Source organism: Flavobacterium profundi, from assembly GCF_006491645.1.
Taxonomy (GTDB): domain Bacteria; phylum Bacteroidota; class Bacteroidia; order Flavobacteriales; family Flavobacteriaceae; genus Flavobacterium; species Flavobacterium profundi.
Window position 1 is genome coordinate 1 of record NZ_VDCZ01000002.1, and the last position, 25,241, is coordinate 25,241.

Below are 25,241 nucleotides of genomic sequence, written 5' to 3' on the forward strand. Positions count from 1 at the left end.
ATGGAAATCTATGATTTTCAAATAGTTCTACAATTTTGGGAGGAAGCGAAGCGTTTACCAAAATAAGGAAATGGAAATCTATGATTTTCAAATAGTTCTACAATTTTGGGAGGAAGCGAAGCGTTTACCAAAATAAGGAAATGGAAATCTATGATTTTCAAATAGTTCTACAATTTTGGGAAGAAGCGAAGAAATTATAATAGAAAATATTTAATTTAAGTTTTAATTTTTATAGAAAGTTATTAAGAAAAGAATTAATTTTCTAACAACTAACCACAAACTCCTAAAAACATGTATTACGCAGTAATTTTTACTTCAATAAGAACGGATAATGACAACGGTTATGCTGAAATGGCTGAAAAAATGGAGACTTTAGCACGATTGCAGCCTGGATTTATTAATGTAGAAAGTGCTAGAAATGAAATTGGTATAACGGTATCATATTGGGAAAGTTTAGAAGCAATTCGAAATTGGAAAACCAATATTGATCATTTGGTTGCTCAAGAAAAGGGGAGAAGTACGTGGTATAAAAACTACAAGGTGAGAATTGCAAAAATAGAGAGAGAATACGATTTTGGATTTTAATGTAGAAACAAAAAAGAGGTTTAATTTTTAAATTAAACCTCTTTTTTATAGCCCTATATAGAAATATTTAATTTACAATAATCTTTTTAGTGATTGTAGCATTTTCAGATGCTACTTTTATCATATAAAATCCGCTATTTAAATTGGAGATTTGATAGGTTTGTGATGAAATTGTATTTGGATTTTTTACTTCTTGTACAACTTGTCCGTTAATATTGTAAACCACCATTTCTTTTAATGAACTAGGTGAGGATACAAAAATCGTATTATTGTTTGTTGGGTTTGGATATACATTTACAAGAGTAGCTAAATCAAAATTTTCAGAAGATAAGAAAATGGTTGGCCATCTATTCTCAGCTGCTGGACCACCCCAAATTACTGTTGCTAAATAAGGATTGTCGATAAAAGGATTTCGATTCCCTTGAGCATATGTATTGGCAGTATTACCATGATACGTATTTCTATTATCTTCATATTCAGAAACTGGATCTTCTGCATTCCATTGTAAAAATAGGTCAATCATATCAGTATCATTTGCAACAGGATTACCTACACCTACATTTATTGGTAAACATTGCGAACCATAATGTAGGTACATATACATCATCATACGTGCTACATCACCTTTCCATTCATCACCAGGATACCAAGTTGTAGAAGTAATATCTCCAGAGTTTCCAGAACCAGCAGCAAATTTCTCACTAGATCTATCATTATTTCGATCAACATCACTTGCTCTTAAATGGTGCGCATCTTCACCAGCATCACTTGCACCACCATCATCTAATGGAGGTGATGCTAATGCTTTTGCATAGACATGTTCTCTGTTCCATTCGCATGATGAGGAACCACCATTTGAAAATTTATCGCGACTTCTGTGATCTTTATCGTCAGTTGGAGAAGAAGGACAAGTATTCGAACTAAAACCGTATAATAATAATACATTGTTTGAATTTGCGGGATCTAAATCTGTTACTTGCGTAGCATTCCAAACTTGTGAATAGGTAAGATAATTTGTATGTGTAGTAGTAATTTTTGTTGCAAGAGCACTTTTTAAAGCCATTCCTGTTAAATTCCAATCCATATCATTATAATATGGAGATGCTGGAGCACCATCTTGTGCAAATGTTGCACAACTTAAAAATAAAAGTAATAGAGTTAATTTGTTTTTCATTTTTTTATAGTTTACGTTCTAATAGGGCCATATAAAATCCATCAAAACCACTTTCATGAGCTAAGACTTTTTGATCTTTAACAAAGCTAAAGTCTTTACCTGCTTCAGTAGTTAAAAAATGTTGTACTTGTTTTTCATTTTCTGAGGGTAACACAGAACAAGTAGCGTATACCATTTTTCCACCTGGTTTTACAATTTTAGAATAGTTTTGTAAAACTTCCGCTTGAACTTGTTTGATATTGTCAATAAATTCAGGTTGTAATTTCCATTTGCTATCAGGATTACGTTTTAAAACACCTAAACCACTACAAGGAGCATCAATTAAAACACGATCTGCTTTTTCATGTAATTTTTTAATCACTTTAGTTGAATCGATAACTCGAAATTCTACATTGTGAACTCCATTTCTTTTGGCACGTAATTTTAATTGTTTTAATTTACTTTCGTAAATATCCATAGCAATCAATTGCCCTTTATTTTGCATTAAAGAAGCCAAATGTAACGTTTTTCCACCAGCACCAGCACAAGTATCTACAACACGCATTCCAGGAGCAACATCTAAGAAGTAAGCTACTAATTGAGAAGAAGCATCCTGTACTTCAAAATAACCTTCTTTAAAAACATCAGTCATGAACACATTGGCTCTTTCTTTCAAAATTAAAGCATCTGGATATTCTTTAGAAGCATAGGTCTCTATGTTCAAATCCATCAAAATAGCTTTTAATTTCTCTTTAGTAGTTTTTAACGTATTCACTCTAAGAATAACTTCAGCTTGTTTGTTTTGAGCTTCCAATTCTTTGGACCATTTCGCTTCTCCTAATTCTTTTACTCCTAATTCATCCATCCAATCAGGAATAGATTCTTTGAATTTTCTGATTTTGGATAATTCATCAAATCTTCCTTTAATTTTTCTAGCAGGAGTACCTTCAAAATATTTCCAATCAGGAAGTGTAATTCCTCTTAATACTGCCCAAACAGCAAAAATTCTCCAAACATTGTCTCTATCATAGGGTTCTTTTACTTCTGCAATTTCTGCATATAAGCGTTTCCAACGCACAATTTCGTAGATGGTTTCAGCTACAAACTTTCTATCACTACTTCCCCAACGTTTGTCTTTTTTTAAGGCACGAGCTACTACTTTATCAGCATATTCCCCTTCGTTGAAAATGGCTAATAAAGAATCAATAACCGTAAAAACTAAATTTCTGTGTAATCTCATTTTTATTTAATCAGCCCGCAAAGATAGTAATTTTAAAAATAAAGCTGCCATAAATGACAGCTTTATTATCCAGTAAATAAAAACGTTATATTCTACCACCTCTGTTTGAATTTCCTCTTCCTGAGGAATTTCCTCTAGAAGAGGAACTTCCACTTTGTCTTGAGCTTCCTCCACTTCTTGTTGTAGTGTTTCCTCTGTTTGTATTAGCACTTCTAGACGAATTCATAGTAGCATTATTTCTGGTTGTTGATGTATTTCTAGAGGTATTAGCTCTTGAACTTGAATTTCTATTGGGTTCATAACTTCTTGTTGCTCCAGAATTTGATCGCACTGACGAATTAGTATTTCTAGGAGTATTGGTTATTGATTTTGTACTTCTGTTTGAGGAATAACTTCTTGGAGAATTACCTGAATTAGAATTATCTCTCGTTGAAGAATAATTTCTAGTTGATGTTCCAGAGTTTGAACTTCTTGTAGTACCATAATTTCTAGTATTTCCTTCTGAATTATTTCTACTTCCTCTAGTACTAGATGTCCTGTTGTTGTATGCTAATTCTCTAGATCCAGGTACTCTTGTACGGATTGATCTGTTTTGATCCATTTCATATCGATTGCTGTATCCTGAATTTCTATGACTGAACGATCTGTTTGGGTATCTTCTTTCATAACCGTTTGCTCTTCTACCATAATAGGCATTGTAAGCATACGAACATCTTCTAGTGGTTACATAATGATAACTGTGTCCAAAATTAATATGTACTGCTATATGATTTCTATATCTGAAAATTGGGAAAGGTCTCCAGTAAGTATAGTAAGTAGGGTAATAATTCCAATACCAACTTGAGCAATACGGACGGTAACTGCTTACCCAAAAAGTAGTGTAAATAATAGGTCTGTGTACATAAACAGGTTCGTAGATATAATTTGCACCATACATATACACATCACCTACAACTTGTACTTGTACATTGTTGTTGTTGTCTCGCTCTACTTCAATTGAGGCTACATCTTGATAAATATCTTTATCTAAAACGGCTTGAATAACAATAATATGAGCCGAACCTTCTATAGATTCTATAACACGTAAATAATCGACATAATTATCATTATTTAAATCTAAATTGGAAATTTGAGCTTTGGGATCATTCAATCTCCTTTCAAAGTCTTCTAAGTCAGCAGCATCACCAAAAATAGTGGCAACTGCACGTAAGTCTAAATTATCACTTATATCGCTACTGTTGGCTGTAACAGTTGTTTTATCTTGTGCAAATGAACCAATCGCGAAGAAAAAACTAAATATTCCGGTAAGTAAATTCGTTTTCATAAGTATTCATGTTTTATATTACATGAAATAGAAACCAATTATTGTGCCAAAAATTATTTAGCTTATTTTTTGTAGTACTTTTTTATCTTTAATAAAAATCTTTTTTCCTTGTAATTCAATACTTTTAGCTTTATTAAATTCTGATAATAATCGAATACAACTTTCGGTCGCTGTTCCAATCATTCCCGCTAATTCTTCTCTTGAGAGTTGAATACGAATGCTTCCATCATCATTTTTACCAAAAGTATCTTCTAAATAGAGAAGTGTTTCTGCTAAGCGTTGTTTTACGGTTTTTTGAGCCATATCGACCATATGATCATCAGCTTCTTTTAAATCGCCACAAATCGTTTTCATTACATTCATGGAGAAATCATTATTTTGATTGAAAAATTGCAATATTTCGTTTTTTGGTACAAAACAAACTTCCATATCTTCTAAAGCAACTGCGGAGAGATTTGCAGATTCTTCACTAATCATAGAACGTTGTCCTAAAAGTTCACCGGCTTTGACTAATTTCACAATTTGATCCTTACCATTTGAGCTTAATTTGGATAATTTACAAACACCATCTTTAATACAATATACTCCATTTAAAGTTTCTCCTTCTTCAAAAATAGGTTCACCTTTTTTAATAGTGTAAGAAGTTTTACAATTAGCCATTTGAACTAACTGATCTTTTGTTAGAGCTTTAATAGAGTTAAACTGTCTAACGATACATTGTTCGCACTTACTCATAATTGGGGATATTTTTTTTCAAATATACTTAAAGTATGACAAATATCATATTTTAAATTAGAACCATTTGCAACCTTTGTTACAGGTAAAAATGAGCAAATTATGGATGCAAAAAATTGTTTCCATTGTGGTAATGAAATGGTTGATAATGAGGCTATTTATTTTGATGAAAAAGAATTTTGCTGTAACGGTTGTAAAACGGTTTACGAAATTTTCAGTCAAAATGATTTGACGTGTTATTATGATTTTGAAAATGCTCCAGGAGTAACACCACAAGATATTATTGGAAAATATGACTTTTTAGACGATGAAAAAATTAGTAGTAAACTCCTCGATTTTCAAGAGGCTAATACCAGTATTGTTTCACTTTACATTCCTCATATACATTGTAGTTCGTGTATTTGGATTTTGGAAAATCTACAGAAACTACAAGAAGGTATAACGACTTCTCAAGTGAATTTTCCTGAAAAGAAAGTAAGGATAACTTTTAATACATCATTGACTTCATTAAAAGAGATAACTTATCTTTTAAGTTCTATTGGTTACGAACCTTATATCAGTTTAGAAAATTTTGATTCAGGAAAGAAAAATGTAGATAGAAGTTTAATTTATAAACTGGGTGTTGCCTTTTTTTGTTTTGGAAACATCATGTTATTGTCATTTCCAGAGTACTTTGAAGTAGAAGAATATTGGATCAATCAATACAGAGGCTTTTTCCGTTGGTTGATTTTTGCGCTTTCTTTACCATCTTTTTTATATTCAGCGAGTGATTATTATGTTTCAGCGTATAAAAGTTTAAAATCAAAGTTACTAAACATTGATATTCCTATTGCTTTAGGAATTATAGTAATGTTTGTGCGCAGTACCATTGACATTGTTTTCAATTTCGGACAAGGTTTTTTCGATAGCTTAACAGGTTTAGTATTCTTTATGTTGTTAGGTAAATTATTCCAACAAAAAACCTATAATTTTCTTTCATTTGAACGAGACTATAAGTCCTATTTTCCGATAGCTATTACAAAACTGAATGCAGACGGTTCTGAAGCGCCTATACAAATATATGATATTGAAAAAGGAGATCGATTGTTAATACGCAATCAAGAATTGTTACCTGTAGATGGAGTTTTAATTTCTGAAAAAGCGGCTATCGATTACAGTTTTGTAACAGGTGAAGCAGTACCTATTGAAAAAAAATCGGGTGATAAAGTTTTTGCAGGAGGAAAATTAAATGGTAAAAATATAGAAATTGAAGTATTGTATACGGTTTCTCAAAGTTATCTAACTCAATTGTGGAGTAATGATGTATTCCAAAAGAAAATAGAACAAAAGCACAAAACGATTACAGACCAAGTAAGTCGCTATTTTACTTCTATACTTTTGGTTTTTGCATTTTCGGTTTTTGTTTTTTGGTTATTTATTGATGTTACTACTGCTTTTAATGTACTTACAGCTATATTAATAGTGGCTTGTCCTTGTGCCTTAGCTTTAACAGCACCCTTTACATTGGGTAATGTTTTACGAATTATGGGAAAGCAAAAAATGTATTTAAAAAATGCAGTTGTTATAGAGCAATTGGCAAAAGTTGATACTGTAGTCTTTGATAAAACAGGTACCATAACAACAAATAAAAAGACTTCAATTACCTATGAAGGAAACACATTAAAACAAGAAGAAATTGGGCTTTTAAAAAATACGTTGCGAGGTTCTAATCATCCTTTAAGTAGAAGGTTGTATGATTTTTTACCTCAAGTAGAAAAAGTAGTGCCTTCTCATTTTGAAGAAATAATTGGTAAAGGTATTGAAGCAACTTTTAACAATCAAATTGTAAAACTCGGCTCTTCAGACTATTTAGAACATATCAGTGAAAATACCCATAAGAAAACAAAAGTACATATTGCGATTAATGGTATATATAAAGGCAGTTTTATATTTAATAATCAATATAGAAAAGGCTTAGAAGAATTATTTGAATCCTTATCTAAAAGCTATTCGTTAACCATTTTATCAGGAGATAATGATGGGGAAAGAAAGATTTTGGAAAAAATGTTACCCGAGAATACTCAATTCATTTTTAATCAGAAACCTGAGCAAAAATTACAATACATAGAAAATCTTCAAAAAGAAGGCAAATATGTAATGATGGTAGGTGATGGGTTAAACGATGCAGGTGCATTGGCACAAAGTAATGTGGGCATTTCCATTTCTGAAAATGTAAATGTGTTTTCTCCTGCTTGCGATGGAATTATGGATGCGAGTGAGTTTTCCAACATTCATTATTATCTGCAATATGCAAAGAGTGCCATGCGAACTATCTATATGAGTTTTGGTTTGTCATTGCTATACAATTTAATTGGTTTGTCCTTTGCTGTATCTGGTAATTTATCTCCTTTGGTTGCTGCTATCATTATGCCATTAAGTTCAATAACCATAGTAAGTTTTGTAACCGTAATGAGTAATTATTACGCAAGAAAGAATAGAAAAATGGCTTTGTGATGGGGTCTTTCAAAAATAAATGGAAGCATGATAAATATCATATTTTTTGAAAAACTGTCCCCCTAACTTTGTTAACATAAATTTAAGGTATGAGTGTTATTTATATTTTAATCACAGTAAGTATAGTAGTTGCTATTGTCTTCTTAATTGCTTTTATCAAAGCAGTAAAAAGTGGACAATTTGATGACGATTATACGCCATCAGTCAGAATACTATTTGACGATGAAATTAAAAAAAGCCCAAGTAAAATAATAAAAGTAGAAAAACAAAAATCAATCTAATTATGGAAATGCAACAATTTTATTACGATAACAAAATTGTAAAGAAATTCCTTTATGCAAGTATCTTGTTTGGAGTTGTAGGTATGCTCGTTGGTCTCACAGTTGCCTTTATGTTTCTTTTTCCAAATATGACCGATGGAATTTCATGGTTAAGTTTTGGAAGATTAAGACCATTACACACGAATGCAGTTATCTTTGCCTTTGTAGGTAACGCTATCTTTGCAGGAGTTTATTATTCGTTACAACGCTTACTAAAAACCAGAATGTATAGCGATGTATTAAGTAATATTAATTTCTGGGGTTGGCAGTTAATTATTGTTGCTGCAGCTATTACGTTACCTTTAGGTTATACTACATCCAAAGAGTATGCAGAATTAGAATGGCCCATAGATATCGCCATCGCTGTCATTTGGGTAGTATTTGGAATTAATATGATTATGACGATTTTAAGAAGAAGAGAACGTCATTTATATGTAGCGATTTGGTTTTATATAGCTACTTTTGTAACGGTTGCTGTACTACACATTTTTAATAGTTTGGAAGTACCTGTTTCTGCTTTAAAAAGTTATTCAGTGTATGCAGGTGTACAAGATGCTTTAGTACAATGGTGGTATGGTCATAATGCAGTGGCTTTCTTTTTAACCACTCCTTTTCTTGGATTGATGTATTATTTTGTACCAAAAGCAGCCAATCGACCTGTCTATTCTTATCGATTATCAATTATTCACTTTTGGTCCTTAATTTTTATTTATATCTGGGCGGGTCCACACCATTTATTATACACCGCTTTACCAGACTGGGCTCAAAATTTAGGAGTTGTATTTTCTATAATGCTTATTGCTCCTTCTTGGGGAGGAATGATTAATGGTTTATTAACCTTAAGAGGTGTTTGGGATAAAGTGAGAACCGAACCTGTTTTAAAGTTTTTTGTAGTAGGTATCACAGGATATGGAATGGCAACTTTTGAAGGACCGATGTTATCTCTTAAAAATGTAAATGCCATTGCTCACTTTACAGATTGGATTGTAGCTCACGTACACGTAGGTGCATTAGCATGGAACGGTTTCATGACGTTTGGTATGATTTATTGGTTGGTTCCAAGAATGACTAAAACCAAATTATATTCTACAGCATTAGCTAATTTCCATTTTTGGATAGGTACTTTAGGTATTATTTTATATGCGTTACCAATGTATGTTGCTGGTTTTACACAAGCTTCTATGTGGAAACAGTTTCAACCAAATGGAACCTTACAATATGGAAATTTCTTAGAAACAGTTACTGAAATTATGCCTATGTATTTAATGAGAGCTATTGGAGGAACTCTATTTGTAATTGGATTACTAGTATTAGTATATAATGTAGCTCGTACTGTAATGGCTGGAAAACCAGTAGAAGATGAATTAGCTGAAGCACCTGCTTTAACTAAAATTGCTTCTGGAAGATTAAAAGGTGAGAAATTCCACCCTTGGTTAGAGAGAAAACCCATTCAGTTGACCATTTTAGCAACGATTGCGATTTTAATTGGAGGTATTTTACAAATTGTACCAACTATCATGGTGAAATCTAATATACCAACCATTGCTAGTGTAAAACCCTATACTCCTTTAGAATTGGAAGGTAGAGATATTTATATTAGAGAAGGCTGTAATAATTGTCACTCTCAAATGGTACGACCTTTCCGCTCTGAAGTAGTTCGTTATGGAGAATATTCAAAAGCGGGAGAATTTGTGTATGACCATCCTTTCTTGTGGGGTTCTAAACGTACAGGTCCAGATTTAGCTCGTGAAGGAGTTTCTGGTAAACCAAATAACGGTGGACGTTCAGACGATTGGCACTTTAACCATTTATGGGATCCGCAAAGTACTTCTTCTGGTTCTATTATGCCGGGTTATAAATGGGTAATTCGAAATACATTAGATACTTCTACAACACAAGAGAAAATGAAGGTTATGCAACAATTAGGTGTTCCTTATACAGATGAGGAAGTGAAAAATGCTTATAAAACTATGGAAGAACAAGCAGCTAAAATTGAAGCAAATCTGATGAAAAATGAAGATATCAAGAAATCTTTTGACGAACAAAAAGCAACAAGTGGTACTGCCTTTGTACCAGTTAAAGACAGAGAAATTACTGCTTTGATTGCTTATTTGCAACGCTTAGGAACTGATATTACAAAAGAAGATAACCCTAAAAAATAAGAAGTATGTTAAAATTTATCAAACATAATTTAGAAACTATTGCAGGTGTAGAAATTTACCCGATACTTTCCTTAAGCATTTTCTTTACGTTCTTCTTAGTGCTATTTATATGGGTTTTTACCTATAAAAAAGAGAAGATTAAAGAATTGAGTGAATTACCTCTTAAGGACAAATTACAATAGTGTATATATATCCATTACAAAAATAAATTATATCTATGAAAAATATTATTCCTTCATATGTTAGAGTTCCAGTAATCTTTGCAACGGTGTTTGCAGGAATGGAATACTTTATAGATTCTGGTGAAAAGCCCGCTTTTATGGAGTATCCAATGGTGGCTGTTTTCTTATTTGTTTTTCTATTTCTTTTAATAGCAATAGAAATAGTAATTAGTGCGGTTGATAAAGTTACCTATCAATTATTAAATGAAGAACAGAAAAAGCAATTGGAAGAAGCGCAAGCACTACCCTTTACAGAAAGTGCCTTCTATAAAAATATTATGAAAAAGCTAACGCGTTCAAAAGCTATTGAGCAAGAAGCAGACGTAATGTTAGATCATAATTACGATGGCATTAAAGAATTGGATAACGTATTGCCTCCTTGGTGGGTGTACCTTTTTTATGCTTGTATTGTTTTTGCTGTAGTGTATTTGGTACGTTTTCATATTGTAGGTGATTATACACAAAAAGAAGAATATGAAATGGCGATGCTAGAAGCACAGAAAGAACATGAAGAATATTTGAAAAATGCTCCAGATCCAGTAAATCTTGAAAATGTAATCTTAATGACAGATGCTGCTAGTATTGCAGAGGGGAAGAAAATATTTACGGATAATAATTGTGCTTCTTGTCATAAAGAAAATTTAGAAGGAAATATTGGTCCGAACTTAACAGATGCTTATTGGATTAATGGAGGAGGAATTAAAAACATTTTTAAAGTAATTTCTGAAGGTAGTCCTAAAAATAGTGTAATGGCTCCTTGGAAAGAAGTTATTAAACCTACCGATATTCAAAAATTAGCCAGTTATATTCTCTCTTTGCAAGGTTCTAATCCTGAAAACGCAAAAGCTCCTGAAGGGGAACTTTGGGTAGAGAAAACAGCTAATGATACAGTAGAAAATACTACGGAAGAAATAACAGAAGCGGTAACAAAAGTTACTGATTCCATCGTGGCGAAATAGTAAATTAGTGGTGTATTATAAACCTCTTTTTTAACCCAATTTAAATTAACGTTATGTCCAATATACCAGACGAAAGCTTTAGAGATAGCATAGCTACTATAAACGAAGAAGGAAAACGAAATTTTATTTTTCCTAAAAAACCTTCTGGAAAATATTATGATAAAAGAAAACTGCTGAGCTATTTTCTATTAGCATTTTTATTGTCTGCTCCATTTTTAAAAATCAATGGCAACCAGTTTTTATTATTTAATGTTTTAGAACGAAAGTTTTCCATTTTTGGGTTTCCGTTTTGGCCACAAGACTTCTATATTTTTGTTTTATCGATGATTATTGGAGTAGTGGGATTAACCTTATTTACAGTAGCTTTTGGTAGAATATTCTGTGGTTGGTTTTGTCCGCAAACCATTTTTATGGAAATGGTTTTTCGAAGAATTGAATATTGGATTGATGGTGATAGAGGGGCACAAATGCGATTAGCCAAGCAAGATTGGAATGCAGAAAAAATTAGAAAGAGACTTACAAAATGGTTGGTATTCTTTATCATTTCCTTTCTTATTGCGAATGTTTTTCTAGCCTATTTAATTGGGAGTGATAAACTATTAGAATACATTGAAGAAGGTCCTAGAGAAAATATCAGTACTCTAATTGCTTTATTAATCTTTACTGGCGTATTTTATTTTGTATTTGCCTGGTTTAGAGAACAAGTGTGTATTATTGCTTGCCCTTATGGAAGAATGCAAGGTGTATTATTAGATAATAAATCCATCAATGTGGCCTATGATCACGTTAGAGGAGAAGGGGAGAAAGGAAGAGCCAAATGGGATAAAAGAGAAGATCGTGCTGCCTCTGGAAAAGGAGATTGTATCGATTGTAAACAATGCATCGTGGTTTGTCCCACAGGAATTGATATTCGTAATGGAACCCAACTAGAGTGTATCAATTGTACAGCTTGTATCGATGAATGCGATACCATTATGGATAAAGTAGGCTTACCAAAAGGATTAATTCGGTATGCAAGTGAAGATGAAATTGTAAAAAAGGAAAAGTTCAAACTCACTGCCAGAATGAAAGGTTACATTGCTGTATTAGCTATTCTGATAGGTATTTTAATTGGTTTGTTGTTTTTACGAAATGATGTTGAAGCCAATGTATTTCGATTACCAGGACAGTTATACGAACAAAAAGGAAATGTAATAAGTAATGTTTTCACCTTTAAAATTGTAAATAAAACGGTTAAAGATTTTGAAAATGTTTCTTTTAAACTAGAAAAGCCGGAAGGGGTTATTCGATTGGTAGGAAACAAACACATCGTGGTTCAAAAAGAAGATTTATACCAAGGTACTTTGTTTATAGAAATTCCTACAAACGAAGTCAAGAAAGATAAAATGAAAGTAAAAATTGGGGTGTACAATGATGGAAAATTAATTGAAACTACCACAACTACTTTCTTAGGACCAAGGTCTTTTAATTAAAATAGTTGTCACTTCGAGCGCAGTCGAGAAGTTTTGTTTTTTACACTGGGGTTCTCGATACATTTTTTACTCCATTTCATTACGTAAAAACCACTCGAACTGACGACAGATATAAAATAATAATAGAGAAGACGATTATTTCGTTGCTCTTAAAAATAATAAATATGAAACTAAATTGGGGAACAGGAATTGTAATTGCTTTCGGATTGTTCATGACATTCATCTTGTTTTTTGTGTTCAAGGTGCAATCCAATTCTAAATACGATAACGAATTGGTAACAGAAAATTATTACCAACAAGAATTAAAGGTACAAGGGAATATCGATAGAGCTTCCAATGCGAATGCCTTAGTTAATAAAGTTACAATAGATAAAGTATCGGAAGGCATTCAAATTACCTTTCCAAAAGATTTTGATTACACTGCCATTACTGGAAAAGTGTCCTTATATAGACCGTCTAACCAGAAATTAGATGCTGAAATGGAAATTTCATTGTCTTCTTCAAATTTGCTCATACCTAAAAGTAATTTGGTAGGCGGTCTTTGGGACATAACCATTGAGTGGGAATATAAGGGAGTTCCATATCGAAACAAACAGTCGATTTATTATTAGTCAAAAGTCGAAAGTCGAACTTTGAAAGTTGAAAGTTGACAGCTGAACGATACAAAAGCATTATTATTTTTTTAGAAGCACAGTAAATGTACTTCGGTAAAATAATCGTCCCGCTTTTCACTGTATCTTTTCTTTTTGTCACTTTGAGCACACTCGAAAAGCAAAAAGAAAAGGATGCCGTTATAATCGGGGCTAAAAATCACGTTTCTACTTTTAAACACAAACACATAACACATAACACATAACTCACAACAGTTAACAGTCAAAAAAATGCTTTACACCGCTATTCTATTTGGTTTAATCAGTAGTTTTCACTGCATAGGCATGTGCGGACCTATTGCTATGATGTTGCCTGTAGATCGCAATAATAAAGCAAAGAAAACAATACAAATTCTAGTGTATCATTTAGGCAGATTGTTTGCTTATAGTTCTTTAGGATTGGTTTTTGGGGTATTGGGTAAAGGTTTTTTCTTGGCAGGGATGCAACAGCAATTATCGATTATTGTAGGTGTACTTATGATTTTCATTGCACTCCTTCCAGAAAAAACTTTAGCCCAATATAATTTTTCAAGACCTGTTTATAAGATCATTTCAAAAGTAAAAAGTAGCTTAGGAAAGCAGTTTAAAAAGAAATCCTATTCATCTTTGTTTACGATTGGATTACTAAACGGATATTTACCTTGCGGAATGGTTTATGTAGCCCTTTTTGGCGCCTTGGCTATGCCTAATATACAATATAGTATTTTCTATATGGTACTCTACGGTTTAGGAACCGTTCCTTTGATGAGCTTGGTGGTTATGCTCTCCAATTTAATTACAAATCCTATAAGAAATTCCATTCAGAAAGCTATTCCAATTCTTGCAGTTTGTATTGGAGTTTTATTTATAATAAGAGGTTTAGGCTTAAATATTCCGTATGTTTCTCCTAGTACGACTAGTCTTTTTGTACAAGCAGAAGCCAATTGTCATTAGATAGGAATGGTTTAAGATTGTTTAAGGTTGTTTTGTAAAAGTGATTAATTACTCGCAATCTTGTCACCCTGTAAGGGTCTCATTCAGCAAGTAATATTATGTGTGTGCTACTCATGAGATGCTTACAGCATTAAAAGTTTGTGAATCCTTTTCTAGTTTTATACAAATAATACTTAAAACGATATAAAAAAAGATTCCATTCATATCTTATTCCACCTAATTGCCAATTAACATCAAACTTCTTTTTTTCTTTTATAGGCTTTCCAATAGAACTTAAATAAGGAGGTATAGCCACTTTACAATGCCACATGGAATCATTGTTCTTTATCGTTTCATAGAAATCTTTAGTATGAGAAGTTTTTAGAAAATATTTAATCTCAATAATGGTTTTATCTTTTGTAGCCTTATAAATGTAGAAATTTATATCATACAGATTAGTATAAAGTAAAGCTAAATCTTGAGTAATTTCTTCTAAATGTTTAGGAGTTTTAACTTCATTAACTTTTTTTCTAATTTTATTTTTTTCAAATAAAATTTTACCAATAGTTTCATCAATTTCCGATAATATATAATAGCAATTTTTAGAAAGGGTATTCCAGCAAAAATCACTAGCCATAGTAATTAAGCGTGAAGTTGCATCGGTTATTTTGTTTTCTAAATTTTCTTTATTCATAAGAGTAAATAGTAACTTTATTCAATATTAGATATAATTATTTCATTAATAAGCTCATTTTCAAACTCTAATACGTTTCTTTTTTTGTCATTGATAAAAGTTACAGATTGAATTTTTGGAAAACCTCTAAAATAATAATCAAGATAACGAATAAATATACCATCTTTTGATTTAATGTCTTTCATACTGAAAACTAAATTTAACCTTTGAATAAAATTTTTAGAATTTGTAAGTTTTCCTATTTCAGAAATGTATTTTTCAGTCTTTTCTTCATAAGTCTTTCCTGTTTTTGAATAGACATCACCATCAAAAAACAATTCACTTCCATTTTGTTTCATTTGATTTTCAATGGTTTCTAAATATTCAAAATAGTGTTTTGATAAACTATCGCAGTCTTTAATTTTATTAAATGCATTTGCATTTTTTAACTTAACCAGTTTAAGTTTAATATTATCAAGTAAACTTTTGTTGTATGTATTGTTTTCTGCAATATGTAATTCGTAGGTAGTCTCATATATTTTCTCTAAATTCATTTCAGAATTACATGAAATTAATAGAAAAGGGAGTGCTAAAAAGAGTTTTTTCATTATCAATGTATGTTTTTAGGAATATTGAATATAACTTATTCAATAGTAAATATAACTTTTTACTCTTTATTGTAAAAAAATAATAGTAGAAGACTGTTCTAAAAAGTTTTATTTCTAGGAAATACACAAGTCAAAAACCTAAAATTTTAAGTCTTTAGGATAAAATTTTAAGCTGTAAACATAAAACTTTAGGTCCTTGAGGTAAAATTTTACGTCCATGAGGGTAAAATTTTACGTCTCCCTACGTAAAATTTTAGGTTCCGAACCTAAAATTTTGGGTCTAGGACGTAAAAGTTTAGGTTATCTAGCGTAAAAGTTTAGGTTACCCAACGTAAAATTTTGGGTTAAAAACCTAAAACGACCACTTCAGGACCTAAAAATAGGGGTTTAAGTTAATGAATAAGGTGTTCGATGATTCGATTATTTGATGGTTGGATGATTCGATGGTTGCATTTTTAGATTGTTTGATAAATAGTTATAGATAATAAAACTATTTTTTAAAATTGTTTTAATTTCTTAAATCTATGTTCCCAATATCGAACTATCTAACAATCGAATCATCAATAAATCTAAATCGTCATAGAGAACAATTGGGTTTGAGGTGCTTTTCGGTTTAATCTCAAATCAAAAGCCATACAAATGTTTCTTACAAAAGGTTTTCCCTTTTCAGTTACTATAATCGTTTGATTTTTTATTTCTAATAAACCATCGTTTTCCATTTCATTAAGTTGAGGTAAAATCTGTTCAATTTCAGGAAAGTATGCCTTTTTATTTTCCCAAGACGTTTGAAATTGGCACATTAAATTTAAAATGTGCTTGCGAATGATTAAATCCTCTTGGTTTAAAAGATGGCCTCTAAAAACAGGTAATTCGTCTTTATCTAATTTTTCATAATACGCTTCTATCGTTTTTTCATTTTGTGCAAAAGCGTTCCAGGAGTCACTAATAGAAGAAACGCCTAGCCCAATCATAACTTCTGTCTTTGAAGCGGTGTATCCCATAAAATTGCGATGCAAGGTTCCATTTTGAAAAGCGGTGGTCATACTATCGTTTTTTAAAGCAAAATGATCCATACCTATTTCAACATAGTTGCGATTCAATAATTCTAATTTCCCTTTTTCATACAGTTCTCTTTTTAAGTCGTCTTTGGGTAAGTCTTCATCATTAAAGCCACGTTGACCATTTCCTTTAATCCAAGGTACATGGGCATAACTGTAAAAAGCCAATCGGTCGGGTTGTAACGAATTCGTTTTTGAAATAGTATCTAATACATTGTCTAAAGTTTGAAACGGTAACCCAAATATTAAATCATGTCCTACTGAAGTGTAACCAATTTCCCTTGCCCAAAACGTTACTTTAGCAACATTATGAAAGGATTGTTTTCTATGAATAGCATTTTGTACTTTTTCCGCATAATCTTGCACTCCAAAACTCACACGTCTAAAACCTAAATCATATAAAGTTTGCAAATGGGTATACGTAGTATTATTCGGATGCCCTTCAAAACTAAATTCATAATTTTCTGCTTTATCTGCATTAATGAATAAACCTTCAATTAATAGCGTTAAATTTTCAGGAGAAAAGAAGGTTGGTGTGCCACCTCCCAAGTGAATTTCTTTAATTTGTGGTCGTTGAGGTAATAGTTCGCAATACAATTCCCATTCTTTTAAAACGGCTTTTATATAGGGATGTTCTACCTCATGCCTTTTGGTAATGCGTTTGTTACAACCACAAAAAGTACACAAACTTTCACAAAAAGGTAAGTGTATGTATAAACTAATTCCTTCAGTAGTATTGGAATGTATAAAAGACTCTTTTAATGCTTTTTTCCATTGGTCAACCGAAAAGAAATCTTCTTCCCAATAAGGAACAGTAGGGTAGCTGGTGTATCTTGGTCCAGGAACATTGTATTTTTGAATCAAACTCATGGTACAAAATTTATTCAAATGTAAAAAGACTGTTGCAGGCTAAAAATGATAAATATCATGTGGAAGTCGAAAGTCGAAAGTCCAAAGTCGAAAGTCGAAAGTCGAAAGTTAAAAGTGTTTTTAATTGATTAACTATTTTTTATAGCGTATTGCTTGCTATTTGCTAAGAAATCTTGAAAAAGTCAAATACTTCGCGTACCTACAGATTCGGTTACTATAATTATAAAATCAAGCATTGTAATTCAACTCCTTCGTATAAGGGAACAATTCTGATAATTAAAAATAAATTGTACATTCGTGTTCTTAAAATTTTAAAATGAAAAAAACGATACTCCTTTTCGGTTTATTGGTCACCATATTATCCTGTAAGCAGCAACAGATTGAACAAGATTTTGAAGTAACAGCTTTTTCTAAAATTGAAATCAATACCCTTCATGAAGATTCAATTAGCATTCGTGCCATCGTAATAGACAGCAATCAGTTATGGTTTGCAGGAAACAATGGGAAATATGGTGCCATTGATTTGAAAACAAATAAAAAATTTAGAGGAAGAATTAGTAAAGATTCCTTGCATCCAGAATTTAGAAGTATCGCTAAAACGAAAGAAGGAGTTTTTGTGTTGAGTGTTGCCAATTCTGGTTTGTTATACAAAATTAATAAAGATAAAACCATAGTGAAATTGGTCTACCAAGAAAAAAATGAAAAAGTTTTTTATGATAGTATGCAGTTTTTAGATGATCGTTTTGGTGTTGCAATGGGTGACCCTGTTTCCGATTGTTTGAATATTATTATTACGAATGATGGTGGCAATTCATGGCAAAAAGTACCTTGTGAAAAATTACCAAAAGTAGAGGAAGGTGAAGCCGCTTTTGCAGCCAGTAATACCAATGTTATTTTACGTGGCAATTCGATTTTCATTGTTTCTGGAGGGAAAAAAGCCCGTTGCTTTGTGAGTAAAGATAAAGGAATGAGTTGGCAAGTATATGAAACTCCTATTGTTCAGGGAAAAGCAATGACCGGTATTTTTACAGCCGATTTTTACGATGAAAAGATTGGTTTTATTGCTGGTGGAGATTATGAAAAACAAGAAGCCAACGTAGATAATAAAGCGATGACGCGAGATGGCGGTAAAACTTGGAAGTTAGTAGGACAAAATACGGGTTTTGGATATGCTTCTTGTGTGCAATTTGTACCAAAAAGTGAAGGAAAATCGTTAGTTTGTGTAGGAGGAACAGGCGTACATTTTTCAAATGATAGTGGAGCCACTTGGAAAAAATTAGCAGAAGATAAAGATTTATACACCCTTCGTTTTCAAAATGATTCGGTAGCCTATGCAGCTGGTAGAAATAGAGTAGTGGAGTTGAAGTTTAAGGAGTAATAAATTCTGATTGTTACTAATTTATAAATTAAAAAAAGCACCATTTGGTGCTTTTTTTAATTTTTTCGTCCTCTAAACTCGCGTAATAATTTGCGATTGAATTCGTCCTCCGCTTTTTTCAGTCGAATGACTTTCTTTGGAGGCAATACTTTTAATAAGTCTTTTAAATACCTTTTCTTTAAAGCATGCATCTCATCTTCATAATCCTCCATTTTGGTAATCAAATCCAACGCTTCTTTATCGGATAAAGATTCAAAACCTCCATTTTCAAACTGATTGACAATAGCTTTCATTTTATTGTGTTTAATTTCAAACTGTTTGTCATCAAAAGCATTATAAACAGGCCAAAATTTTTGAGCTTCTTCCGTTGTTAAATCAAGCTTTTCAGTAATATAAGCTACTTTTAAAGCTTTAATTTTTTCTTTTTTCTCTTTCATTCCTCCTTGAGCAAATGAAACACTAACTATTAAAATTAGTAATAGGGTTAATTTTTTTCTCATTCTTATTGATTTAAATAGTAGTCAATGTTTTGTGTATCTAATAAATACGATTCTACAGCATCCTCATTTAAAGTTAAATCGTTTTCCAAAGCATTAATGTCTTCGGTACTCAATTTATCGATAATATCATAGGTAGAATATTCACTCACTAAATAATTTTCTAAAGTAGTAGCTTCTATAGTCGTATCTTTTGACATGGATTGATAAACAGGAATCGCAATCATAACTAACAACACAGCTGCAATACTGGAAATCCAAATTTGTTTTTTATGAAATAAAGATACTACTTTGGTTTCTTTTTGAGGCAATTGTTCCATCATTTTGGCTTCAAATTGCTCAAAATAGTTTTCCGGAACCTGAAATCCCGTTTTTATTTTGGGTTGTGTATCTAAGTTAAAATCTTTCATATGGATTAGACTTTATTTTTTTAAAATGGTTTAATTCGTTTTTAAATATTCTTCTATTTTCTTCACGGCTAAATGATAACTGGCTTTTAAAGCACCCACAGAGGTGTCTACAATTTCTGAAATTTCTTCATATTTTAATTCTTCAAAATACTTCATTTTAAACACTAATTGCTGTTTTTCGGGTAATAGTGCAATCGCTTTTTGTAATTTGAGTTGGATTTCATTACCATCAAAAAAAACATCACTTTCGAGTTTATTCAATTCTTTTTGCTGCACTTCTTCATTGCTAATGCCCGATTTTTTTGCTTTTTGTTGTAAAAGCGTCAAAGCTTCATTGGTAGCAATCCGATAAATCCAAGAGAACAATTTGCTTTCTCCTTTAAATTTAGCAATGTTTTGAAAAATTTTTAAGAAAGTATTCTGTAAAACATCATCGGTATCGTCATGATTTAAAACAATATTTCGAATGTGATTGTACAAGGGTTTTTGGTACAATTGTAACAGTTCCCGAAACGCATCTTGTTGCGTTTTCGGATCTAATAAACGTTCAATGAATACCTTTTCGTCTTGCAATTTTATTCTATTTGTAGATAAGACTAAAGATAATTAAAAAGGTTTAATCCATTGGTCACAAATCTTTTTAATAGTATTTTTGTGCAAAATTTTTTAGAAATGATTCAAACGGTTATTTTTGATATGGATGGTGTTATTGTGGACACAGAACCCGTACACCATTATGCTTATCACCAACATTTTAAAGAGTTAGATATTTCTGTATCCGATGAAATTTATGCGAGTTTTACAGGGAATTCCACTCGAAATGTTTTTCAAAAAGTAAAAGATTTGTTTCAATTGGAACAAGAAGTGGAAGACTTAATTTTACGAAAAAGACATCTTTTCAATGATGCTTTTGATTCCAAACCTGATTTATATTTAATTGACGGTGTTGAAGATTTGATAAAAGACTTGTATGCGAATGGCTTTCAATTAATTGTAGCCTCATCAGCTTCCAAAAGTACCATTAATCGTGTTTTCAATCGCTTTAACTTGCATGCTTATTTCAGTCATATTGTTTCGGGCGAAGATTTTCCAAAATCGAAACCACATCCTGCTATTTTTGAACATGCTGCCAGTTTATCCATTCATCCTAAAGAAAATTGTATAGTAATTGAAGACAGTACCAATGGAGTGCAAGCCTCTCATGCAGCGGGTATTTATTGCATTGGATATACGAGTGTTAATTCTAAAAATCAAGATTTGTCTTTGGCCAGTCAAATTATTACAGATTTTAGCGAAATTAATGCTGAAACCATTAAGAAATTGGGTTAATCCAACGCTTTTTTATAGACTTTTAAGCATCTTTCTCGTGCTTCTTTATGATCTACGATAGGTTCTGGATATTTTGAAGTATCTAATTCTGGAATCCATTTTTTAATGTATTTCAAGTCTTTGTCAAATTTCTTAATTTGTTCGGTAGGATTAAAAATTCGAAAATAGGGTGCCGCATCTACACCTGATCCAGCAGCCCATTGCCAATTACCAACATTACTTGCTTGTTCATAATCTAATAATTTTTGAGCAAAGTAGGTTTCACCCCAACGCCAGTCAATCAAAAGATGTTTGCATAAAAAACTAGCGACTATCATACGCACTCTATTATGCATATGACCAGTAGCGTTTAATTCGCGCATACCAGCATCAACAAAAGGATAACCCGTTTTTCCCTCACACCATTTTTGGAATTGTTTCTCGTCATTTCTCCATTCAATAGCGTCATATTTAGGTTTAAAACTTTCGGTTGTAGTTTTGGGAAAATGCCATAAAATTTGCATGAAAAACTCTCTCCAAATGAGCTCTTTCAAAAAAGTTTCATTCTTAACGGATTGTGCTTTTTGCACCATTTCTCTAATAGATACTGTACCAAATCGCAAATGAATACCTAATAATGAAGTACCATCAATCGCAGGGAAATTTCTAGTTTCTTCATAATTACGCATTAATTTTTCAGAAACATTATATTCAGGGAGTTTAATTTTTGTTGGTTTAAAACCAATATCTTCCAAACTTAAAAAAGGATAATTATGCTTTACAATTTGATCTAATTTATCTTCCGATTTATACTGTGTAAGTTTGGTGTTTTGTAATTTTTCTTTCCATTTTTTAGAATAAGGCGTATACACTACATAAGGTGTGCCATCGTCTTTAACCACTTCCTCTTTTTCAAAAATAACTTGATCTTTTGCTGTTTTGAAAGCGATATCATGTTCTTTAAATAATTGGTATATTTCTTTATCTCTTTTACGCGCGTAAGGTTCGTAATCGTGATTGGTATAAACGGTTTTAATTTTATTTTCTTCGATTAATTTTTCGAATATTTTTTTAGGCTCCCCTAAGAAAACGGCTAGCGATTTTCCTTTTTTCTCCAATTGTTTCTGGATGTTTTCTAATTGTTCATGAATAAATTGCACACGAGCATCCTCCTTAGGTAATTCGTTTAAAATTGTAGAATCAAAGATAAATAGTGGCAATACTTCTTCTTTTTCATGTAAAGCGTGAAAAAGTCCTATATTATCATTTAATCGTAAATCTCTTCTGAACCAGAATATATTCATTATAAGTTTTGTATAAGGGTTTAAATAGTTTATGAGTTTAAAGGTTTAAGAGTTTGAAAGAATTACGCTAACAAAATGAAACAACCTTAAATTATAAAAATTTTAAATTAGGCATTAACCGACAAGGTTGACATTCCTCCATCAACATGAAAGACTTGTCCTGTAATCCAACTGCTTTTATCGGATAGTAAAAAGGCAGCCATTTCTGCAATATCTTTAGCTGAACCAATTTTTTTTAACGGATGTCTTTCCGCGGCTTTCTCTTTTTTGATATCGTTGTTTAAAAATTTATCTGCTAATGGAGTATCGGTTAGGGAAGGCGCAATTACATTGACTCTTACTTTGGGAGCATACTCTGCAGCCAAAGCTTTAGCAAAACCTTCAATAGCACCTTTTGCTGCGGCTACACTCGTGTGAAACGGCATTCCAGTTCCCACAGCAACCGTACTAAAAAGCACGATACTAGCCTGATGAGCAGCAGTGATTTTTGGTAAAAGACTTTGAAGAACTTTTACCATATCGATAAAGTTGATTTTTAAATCTTCTTCAAAAGTTTCTATTTTTAACCCTTTAAAAGGTCTTAAATTAATGCTACCTGGCAAAAACACAAAACCATCAATAGTATCGGGTAACATTTCTAAATTGATTTCTTGTGTATGCGCATCAAATGGAATATGATGGATAGAAGCATCTAAATTCGAAATTGTTCGAGAAGCAACATAAATGCTATGTTCACTTTTTAATAGTTCGGATAAAGCATAACCAATACCATACGAACCTCCAATTAATACTATATTTTTTTTCATTATATATTTTTTAAAAAGTTGAGTCAGTTGAAAATTGTTTTAGAAACTATAAACTTTTTATTCTTTGTATACACCGAAAAGTTCGATTAGCTTTTTTCTTCGGTACTCAAAAATTTCATCTAATTTGGGTTTCACTATAAAAGGATGGACCAATTGACCTAAGATTCCCATTGGAATTTTATAATCGATAATATCTTCCATTTCAACTCCTCCAGGTATTTCTTTTAGAAAATGCTTATGATGCCAAAGCGAATAAGGACCAAAACGTTGTTCATCAACAAAATATTTTTTGTCTTGAACATGCGTAATTTCGGTTACCCATTTTGTAGGAATGTTGAGTACAGGTGTAACAATATACTGGATAATCTGTCCTGGAAACATGGGTTTATCTGCTCCTGAAAGAATGTTAAATCCCATATAATCAGGAGTTATCGTTTTCAAATTTTTTGGATCAGATAAAAATTCCCAAGCCTCTGTTATTGATATGGGTAAATTTTGTTTAGAATGTAAAGTATAAATTTTCATAAACTTATTTTGTTTAACAAATATATGAAAATATTAAACAAAATAATTTTAATTTTAGGAATAGCTTAACATATAGCTCTGCGATTTTTAGTAATTTCGTAGAAACCTTATTTATAACACAAAATAATAAAATAAAAGATGAAAAAGTTATTTTTTACTGGATTGTTGGCATTGGCTATGCTATCAACTTATGCACAAGTAAAAACACCTCAAGCGAGTCCAGCTGCTAAAATTGATCAAATGGTTGGTTTGGCGGATATTCAGATTGATTATTCAAGACCAGGAGCAAAAGGAAGAACTGTTTATGGAGATTTAGTTCCTTATGGAAAAAACTGGAGAACTGGAGCCAATGCTAATACTACTTTTTCAGTAGATCAAGATATTAAGGTAAGTGGAAAAGATTTAAAGAAAGGAAAGTATGCTTTATACACCACCCCAAAAGCAGATAGTTGGGATGTAATCTTTTATACATCTACTGATAATTGGGGTTTACCAGAAAATTGGGACGAATCTAAAGTTGCTTTGCGAGTAAGTGTAAAACCAGAAACATTAATGCGTTCGGTAGAATCTTTCACGATAGCTATCAATAATATTACAAATGATTCGGCTACTTTAGATTTAGCATGGGAAAGAACCTATGTGTCAATACCTTTTACAGTGCCTACCAATGAAGTTGCAATGGCAAGTATTGAAAAAGCTTTAGCGGGACCATCTTACGCTGATTATTTTGCTGCTGCTCAATATTATTATCAATCCAATAATGATATGAATAAAGCATTAACTTGGGTCAATAAAGCTATTGAAATGGCACCTAGCGATAGAGATACACCTTTTTGGTATTTGCGATTAAAATCATTAATTCAGGCAAAAACAGGTGATAAAAAAGGAGCTATTGCTACTGCTAAATCCTCATTAGAAGGAGCTAAAAAGGCAGGTAATGCGGATTATGAGAAAATGAATAAAGACAGTATAGCTGAATGGTCTAAATAAATTAGTACTTAAAAAATATAAAAAAAGCCGTTAGTTTAATAACGGCTTTTTGGTTTAAAATCTCAATTAACTATTTAACAAAATATAGTTTTCTTTTATGGAACTAATTTCTAATGTTAGTTACTAGCCAATTTTTCTTTCGTCATGGTAACTTTGTAAGTTTCTGAAATGCCTTTCGTTGAAAGGGTTGCATCTTCATCAGTTACCACTAATTCATAAGAAACTTTCTTTAGATTATTTTCTACCTTTAGGATATATTTTCCAGCTGGGAATTGCTCTAAATTATACGTTTTTTTAATTCCTTTTTCTCCTTTTGCATTTTCAACATAAATTTCTTGACCTTCTTGGTCTAAAATTGTAATAGTTGCTTCTTGTATCGCATTTATAGAAAAAGTAATTTGTTTTCCATTTTTATTCTTTACATACAGTAAAAAATCAAGGTCATTTGCGTGCACTGCCATAGTAGATAAAACTACTGCGAATACCATAGATAATTTTAAAAGACTTTTCATAATTGTAGTTTTTAAATTAATACTTATTTGTTTGTCGATGAAGCAAATTTAGAGCGGGTGGTGAGCAATTAACACT

At 31.7% G+C, this 25,241-nt stretch carries 26 protein-coding genes; 12 read left to right on the plus strand and 14 right to left on the minus strand.

Annotated elements, in window-relative coordinates; all coding sequences use genetic code 11:
* The first annotated feature begins 291 nt into the window (after positions 1-291).
* Complete coding sequence (locus FHG05_RS02810; protein WP_140996495.1) at positions 292-585, plus strand: antibiotic biosynthesis monooxygenase family protein; 294 nt, start codon at positions 292-294, stop codon at positions 583-585.
* Positions 586-652: 67 nt separating this feature from the next.
* Here the strand turns inward: FHG05_RS02810 and FHG05_RS02815 are convergent, their stop codons facing one another.
* The 4 genes from FHG05_RS02815 to FHG05_RS02830 all read right to left on the minus strand — a co-directional run bounded on the left by FHG05_RS02815 (position 653) and on the right by FHG05_RS02830 (position 5,037).
* Positions 653-1,759: an endonuclease gene (locus tag FHG05_RS02815; RefSeq protein ID WP_140996496.1), complete on the minus strand. Its 1,107-nt coding sequence runs from the start codon at positions 1,757-1,759 to the stop codon at positions 653-655.
* Between the two features lie 4 nt (positions 1,760-1,763).
* On the minus strand, positions 1,764-2,978 hold the full coding sequence (locus tag FHG05_RS02820; protein ID WP_140996497.1) for an RsmB/NOP family class I SAM-dependent RNA methyltransferase: 1,215 nt from the start codon (positions 2,976-2,978) through the stop codon (positions 1,764-1,766).
* An 85-nt stretch (positions 2,979-3,063) separates the two neighbouring features.
* On the minus strand, positions 3,064-4,302 hold the full coding sequence (locus tag FHG05_RS02825) for a hypothetical protein (protein ID WP_140996498.1): 1,239 nt from the start codon (positions 4,300-4,302) through the stop codon (positions 3,064-3,066).
* Positions 4,303-4,359: 57 nt separating this feature from the next.
* On the minus strand, positions 4,360-5,037 hold the full coding sequence (locus FHG05_RS02830) for a Crp/Fnr family transcriptional regulator (protein ID WP_140996499.1): 678 nt from the start codon (positions 5,035-5,037) through the stop codon (positions 4,360-4,362).
* Between the two features lie 102 nt (positions 5,038-5,139).
* On the opposite strand from FHG05_RS02830, the gene FHG05_RS02835 reads away from it, so the two are divergent.
* The 8 genes from FHG05_RS02835 (at position 5,140) to FHG05_RS02870 (ending at position 14,247) form a co-directional block, all read left to right on the plus strand.
* Positions 5,140-7,530 carry a heavy metal translocating P-type ATPase gene (locus FHG05_RS02835; RefSeq protein ID WP_140996500.1) on the plus strand — a complete coding sequence of 797 codons (2,391 nt, stop codon included), beginning with the start codon at positions 5,140-5,142 and terminating at the stop codon, positions 7,528-7,530.
* Positions 7,531-7,619: 89 nt separating this feature from the next.
* Complete coding sequence (gene ccoS, locus FHG05_RS02840; protein WP_140996501.1) at positions 7,620-7,811, plus strand: cbb3-type cytochrome oxidase assembly protein CcoS; 192 nt, start codon at positions 7,620-7,622, stop codon at positions 7,809-7,811.
* A gap of 2 nt (positions 7,812-7,813) precedes the next feature.
* Positions 7,814-10,012, plus strand: a complete 2,199-nt coding sequence (gene ccoN / locus FHG05_RS02845) for a cytochrome-c oxidase, cbb3-type subunit I (RefSeq protein WP_140996502.1) — start codon at positions 7,814-7,816, stop codon at positions 10,010-10,012.
* Between the two features lie 5 nt (positions 10,013-10,017).
* Positions 10,018-10,194, plus strand: a complete 177-nt coding sequence (locus FHG05_RS02850) for a CcoQ/FixQ family Cbb3-type cytochrome c oxidase assembly chaperone (RefSeq protein WP_140996503.1) — start codon at positions 10,018-10,020, stop codon at positions 10,192-10,194.
* A gap of 35 nt (positions 10,195-10,229) precedes the next feature.
* Positions 10,230-11,192 carry a cbb3-type cytochrome c oxidase N-terminal domain-containing protein gene (locus tag FHG05_RS02855; RefSeq protein ID WP_140996504.1) on the plus strand — a complete coding sequence of 321 codons (963 nt, stop codon included), beginning with the start codon at positions 10,230-10,232 and terminating at the stop codon, positions 11,190-11,192.
* A gap of 53 nt (positions 11,193-11,245) precedes the next feature.
* Positions 11,246-12,664, plus strand: a complete 1,419-nt coding sequence (ccoG, locus tag FHG05_RS02860) for a cytochrome c oxidase accessory protein CcoG (RefSeq protein ID WP_140996505.1) — start codon at positions 11,246-11,248, stop codon at positions 12,662-12,664.
* A gap of 164 nt (positions 12,665-12,828) precedes the next feature.
* Positions 12,829-13,275 (plus strand): FixH family protein, encoded by a 447-nt coding sequence (locus FHG05_RS02865; protein ID WP_140996506.1) that lies wholly within the window; start codon positions 12,829-12,831, stop codon positions 13,273-13,275.
* Between the two features lie 270 nt (positions 13,276-13,545).
* The gene (locus FHG05_RS02870; RefSeq protein ID WP_140996507.1) at positions 13,546-14,247 is read left to right on the plus strand and encodes a sulfite exporter TauE/SafE family protein; all 702 of its coding nucleotides are present in this window, start codon (positions 13,546-13,548) and stop codon (positions 14,245-14,247) included.
* Between the two features lie 130 nt (positions 14,248-14,377).
* On the opposite strand, the gene FHG05_RS02875 is transcribed toward FHG05_RS02870, so the two are convergent.
* The 3 genes from FHG05_RS02875 to hemN form a co-directional block, all read right to left on the minus strand.
* Positions 14,378-14,920 carry a hypothetical protein gene (locus tag FHG05_RS02875; RefSeq protein WP_140996508.1) on the minus strand — a complete coding sequence of 181 codons (543 nt, stop codon included), beginning with the start codon at positions 14,918-14,920 and terminating at the stop codon, positions 14,378-14,380.
* 17 nt (positions 14,921-14,937) lie between these two features.
* The gene (locus FHG05_RS02880; RefSeq protein WP_140996509.1) at positions 14,938-15,507 is read right to left on the minus strand and encodes a hypothetical protein; all 570 of its coding nucleotides are present in this window, start codon (positions 15,505-15,507) and stop codon (positions 14,938-14,940) included.
* A gap of 569 nt (positions 15,508-16,076) precedes the next feature.
* Entirely contained in the window at positions 16,077-17,435 is a 1,359-nt protein-coding gene (gene hemN, locus FHG05_RS02885; protein ID WP_140996510.1) for an oxygen-independent coproporphyrinogen III oxidase, read from the minus strand.
* A gap of 316 nt (positions 17,436-17,751) precedes the next feature.
* Between hemN and FHG05_RS02890 the strand changes: the two genes are divergently transcribed.
* Positions 17,752-18,813, plus strand: coding sequence for a WD40/YVTN/BNR-like repeat-containing protein (locus FHG05_RS02890; RefSeq protein WP_140996511.1), 1,062 nt, complete (start codon positions 17,752-17,754; stop codon positions 18,811-18,813).
* 56 nt (positions 18,814-18,869) lie between these two features.
* Here the strand turns inward: FHG05_RS02890 and FHG05_RS02895 are convergent, their stop codons facing one another.
* From FHG05_RS02895 to FHG05_RS02905, 3 genes are read right to left on the minus strand one after another with little or no spacing between them, the layout of a single operon-like run.
* Entirely contained in the window at positions 18,870-19,313 is a 444-nt protein-coding gene (locus FHG05_RS02895) for a sensor of ECF-type sigma factor (RefSeq protein ID WP_140996512.1), read from the minus strand.
* A 2-nt stretch (positions 19,314-19,315) separates the two neighbouring features.
* Entirely contained in the window at positions 19,316-19,720 is a 405-nt protein-coding gene (locus FHG05_RS02900) for a hypothetical protein (RefSeq protein WP_140996513.1), read from the minus strand.
* 30 nt (positions 19,721-19,750) lie between these two features.
* Positions 19,751-20,293 carry an RNA polymerase sigma factor gene (locus FHG05_RS02905; protein ID WP_140996514.1) on the minus strand — a complete coding sequence of 181 codons (543 nt, stop codon included), beginning with the start codon at positions 20,291-20,293 and terminating at the stop codon, positions 19,751-19,753.
* A 99-nt stretch (positions 20,294-20,392) separates the two neighbouring features.
* Here FHG05_RS02905 and FHG05_RS02910 point away from each other — a divergent pair, with 99 nt between their 5' ends.
* Positions 20,393-21,049, plus strand: coding sequence for an HAD family hydrolase (locus FHG05_RS02910; RefSeq protein WP_140996515.1), 657 nt, complete (start codon positions 20,393-20,395; stop codon positions 21,047-21,049).
* Here FHG05_RS02910 and FHG05_RS02915 read toward each other — a convergent pair.
* From FHG05_RS02915 to FHG05_RS02925, 3 genes are all read right to left on the minus strand, one after another.
* Complete coding sequence (locus tag FHG05_RS02915) at positions 21,046-22,332, minus strand: cryptochrome/photolyase family protein (RefSeq protein ID WP_140996516.1); 1,287 nt, start codon at positions 22,330-22,332, stop codon at positions 21,046-21,048. The two genes, FHG05_RS02910 and FHG05_RS02915, sit on opposite strands and share 4 nt — an antisense overlap.
* Before the next feature lie 107 nt (positions 22,333-22,439).
* Complete coding sequence (locus FHG05_RS02920) at positions 22,440-23,138, minus strand: SDR family NAD(P)-dependent oxidoreductase (protein ID WP_140996517.1); 699 nt, start codon at positions 23,136-23,138, stop codon at positions 22,440-22,442.
* A gap of 57 nt (positions 23,139-23,195) precedes the next feature.
* Positions 23,196-23,663, minus strand: coding sequence for an SRPBCC family protein (locus tag FHG05_RS02925; protein ID WP_140996518.1), 468 nt, complete (start codon positions 23,661-23,663; stop codon positions 23,196-23,198).
* Positions 23,664-23,801: 138 nt separating this feature from the next.
* On the opposite strand from FHG05_RS02925, the gene FHG05_RS02930 reads away from it, so the two are divergent.
* Positions 23,802-24,653, plus strand: a complete 852-nt coding sequence (locus FHG05_RS02930) for a DUF2911 domain-containing protein (protein WP_140996519.1) — start codon at positions 23,802-23,804, stop codon at positions 24,651-24,653.
* Between the two features lie 116 nt (positions 24,654-24,769).
* Here FHG05_RS02930 and FHG05_RS02935 read toward each other — a convergent pair whose 3' ends face one another.
* Entirely contained in the window at positions 24,770-25,165 is a 396-nt protein-coding gene (locus FHG05_RS02935) for a DUF3244 domain-containing protein (RefSeq protein ID WP_140996520.1), read from the minus strand.
* Positions 25,166-25,241: the final 76 nt, after the last annotated feature.